This window comes from Microcoleus sp. Pol8_D6, from assembly GCF_036700965.1.
Classification (GTDB): Bacteria; Cyanobacteriota; Cyanobacteriia; order Cyanobacteriales; family Microcoleaceae; genus Microcoleus.
The window spans coordinates 1-2,766 of the sequence record NZ_JAUBPW010000149.1; the positions used below are offsets into that span (position 1 = coordinate 1).

Below are 2,766 nucleotides of genomic sequence, written 5' to 3' on the forward strand. Positions count from 1 at the left end.
ATTGTTGCTTGAGTGTTTGTTCTTCCATTGGATGTCTGAATGTCTAGATATCTAGCAGCCGATCGCCCTTCACGACCAATCGGCAAATTGCTACACATCTGCTGGAACTTCTGTTGTTTTTCCCGCACCTAAAACGTATTCAACGAGCGTTTCATTGGAGACCCAGCGGCGCGCCCACGTTTGGTATTCAGGATCTGCGCTGTCTCTGATTCGCCAGCGGTTGTCCGGCAAGCGGTCTATGAATAGCTTCACGCATCGACCGTTTACGTAGTCGAGGCTCAACCCTGAATCGTCCAACTTGATGTCCCCTGGATGGATGTCTAGGTTTTCCAGTCCGCGCAGGAATCCCAAACCTACGTTCTTGGAATATTTGATCGCGTGCATGGCGATTTCCTTAATCTGTTGTTCCGTGGCTTCAAATTCAATTGCCATTTTTTTATCTTGCTGAGGGACTGGCCGATCGCCCTTCACGACCGATCGGCATTGTCTTACTGTCTTACTGGTGACTTACAGCATCTTTAAACTGCTTGCCTGCTGAAAATGCTGGAACTTTAGTTGCTGGAATTGTCATCTTGTCTCCGGTTTTGGGGTTGCGACCTTCCCGCTCTTTCCGCTCCCTCGCTTCCCAGGAACCGAAACCTACCAGGGTTACTTTCTCGCCGTCGGCGACTGCTTCAGTTACACAATCAAGGAAAGCGTCCAGCAGTGCGTTAGCTGCTTTTTGGGTGGTTTCGGCTTTGGCCGCCATCAGTTCCACCAGTTGTCCTTTGTTCATAAGTGCGATCGTCTCCTCAATTGTTAGTTATCAGTAATTAGTAACGCACTCGCATCCTCTGAATCTTCAAATTTGTCCAGCGGTTCTTCTCCGATGTAATCATCTAAAGTCTCCAGGGTCTGCGGATCATCATCCGCTGCGACTTCTTGCCATCCCGAATCGAGGTCTAAAAACTCTTTGGAATTGGGATCTAGAAGATTCTGTAACTTCCGAGCAAAGCATACAGCCTTGGCAATTTGGTCGTCTTCATCTTCTCCGTATCTGGCGGTGAATTGAATGCAGCGGATCACAGCGATTGCTATGTTCCAGCTAATCTGTGCCGTTATGGGCTTTTCTACGGGTTTTTCCACTGGGGGGGGCAGAGGCTCGTCCTGTGTCTGCGTCTGTGGCAGGTCTTCTTGAGGGTTCATAAGTGCGATCGCCTCTAACGACTAATAACTAATAACTAATGACTAATTACTAACGCAAAACCAGCACCTGACACGGGCGCTGGTTTCTGTTGCGGTTATTCTGCGAGGGTTTCCCCGCCGTTAGTGGCTGATGATTGTGATTGTTGCTGCTGCTGCATTAACTGCAACTGCTCCTGCATTAACTGCTGTTGCTGTAGCAGCATCTCTTGCTGCCGCCGCATCTCTTGGTACTGTTCTTCCTGCAATTCCTTGAGCTTGATTAAGTTATTCAGTTTTTCTTCATACTCCTTGACCTCCTCCCGATACCACACGATGCACTCATTCGACTTGACCAACTGCTTGCGAGTGTCATCTATTAGTTGGTCGAGAACTCCCCCAAAGGGGTGGAAATTTCCAGCTCCCGGCGCGCTATCTTCTCGATCAAATGTGAAGAGCTGATTCCGAACCCCTGCGCCAGCTCTCGCAGAAGCCGCGCTGCCGTCGGTGTTAGGGTAAACACTTTGTCCACCTTCACTTCCCCGTACTCCTTCTGTTGTGCTTTCTTGACTTTGACCATGTTGTAGATAATTCATAACGTCTTCCTTAAAAGATTACCAAAGTCACCTAGGTGATGTTGACATAGTTACCGAGGTGACTCTATGATATATCAAAGTCACCTCGGTGACAAGATTGCAAAGCATACCGAACAAGCCGGGCGGGAGTGCAGACCCGCCCTTTCCCCTAACCTATGTACACCCTAGAAAGTCTCCAACAGAAGAATTTAAAGGAATTGAAGGAAATCGGCTGGCAGCTCAACGTGCTCCCGGATGGCGATCGCCGGTGCCGCCAAAACTGGATCGATGCCATCGCCGGCGTCAATCCCCCGCTGCTGCAACTGCTGGAAGTTTCCCCCGGTGTCGAAACAGTCCAGGAGGCGATCGAAGTTCAAGCCCAGGAGCCGATCGAAATTCAAGCCCAGGAGCCGATCGCGCAAGCGGCCAAAATTTCCCCCGGTGTTATTGAAGAGTTGTTGGATATCGAAAAATTATTTTTATCCGAAACGTGCGACTGTCCTGCCTGCGGGGGTTCTGACACTTTGTTCCCAGACTGGGAAGACGAGTATGCTTTTGGATTTTGGACTATCCGCTGTACGCATTGCTATTCCACGTGTTGCACGGACACGCTCCCCCCTTGCTTCTTAGATGATGATGATGATGATGATGACGACAAGCCGATCGCACAAACAGTCAAAAATTCCCCCGGTGTCAATTTCGATCCAGAGGAATTCCGGCAGACTCACGCTCCTGAGATTGAAAGCTATTTCGAGAGTTTCACCGAAGCCGATCGCCCGCCGAACCGTGGCGACAACGGCCGCGACCGACTCGAAAGTGAGCCAGAAATGAGCCAAAGTGCGATCGTACAAGCGGCCAAAAATTCCCCCGGTGTCAAAAGCAAGTCAACCGCTCATCAACTGCTGGAACTGTTCAAGAGCAAAGCGCACATCATCCCCGATTCCCCCGTCGAGGAGGAAGTGACCGAAAGTGCGATCGGGCAAACTGAAGTTGATCAGCTTTCTGATCAGAATCCGATCTTGACAGGCTG

Annotated in this window: 4 protein-coding genes and 1 pseudogene; 1 reads left to right on the forward strand and 4 read right to left on the reverse strand. The window is 50.1% G+C overall.

The window, feature by feature from the left end; translation table 11 throughout:
* Positions 1 to 90 precede the first annotated feature (90 nt).
* From QUA10_RS28800 to QUA10_RS28815, 4 genes are all read right to left on the reverse strand, one after another.
* Positions 91 to 471 carry a hypothetical protein gene (locus QUA10_RS28800; RefSeq protein WP_333086473.1) on the reverse strand — a complete coding sequence of 127 codons (381 nt, stop codon included), beginning with the start codon at positions 469 to 471 and terminating at the stop codon, positions 91 to 93.
* Between the two features lie 25 nt (positions 472 to 496).
* Positions 497 to 775: an HU family DNA-binding protein gene (locus QUA10_RS28805; protein ID WP_333085945.1), complete on the reverse strand. Its 279-nt coding sequence runs from the start codon at positions 773 to 775 to the stop codon at positions 497 to 499.
* Between the two features lie 23 nt (positions 776 to 798).
* Positions 799 to 1,185 (reverse strand): hypothetical protein, encoded by a 387-nt coding sequence (locus QUA10_RS28810; protein WP_333085946.1) that lies wholly within the window; start codon positions 1,183 to 1,185, stop codon positions 799 to 801.
* 95 nt (positions 1,186 to 1,280) lie between these two features.
* Complete coding sequence (locus tag QUA10_RS28815; protein WP_333085947.1) at positions 1,281 to 1,757, reverse strand: hypothetical protein; 477 nt, start codon at positions 1,755 to 1,757, stop codon at positions 1,281 to 1,283.
* Positions 1,758 to 1,912: 155 nt separating this feature from the next.
* Here QUA10_RS28815 and QUA10_RS28820 point away from each other — a divergent pair.
* Positions 1,913 to 2,766, forward strand: a pseudogene (locus QUA10_RS28820) (hypothetical protein); the annotation flags it as partial.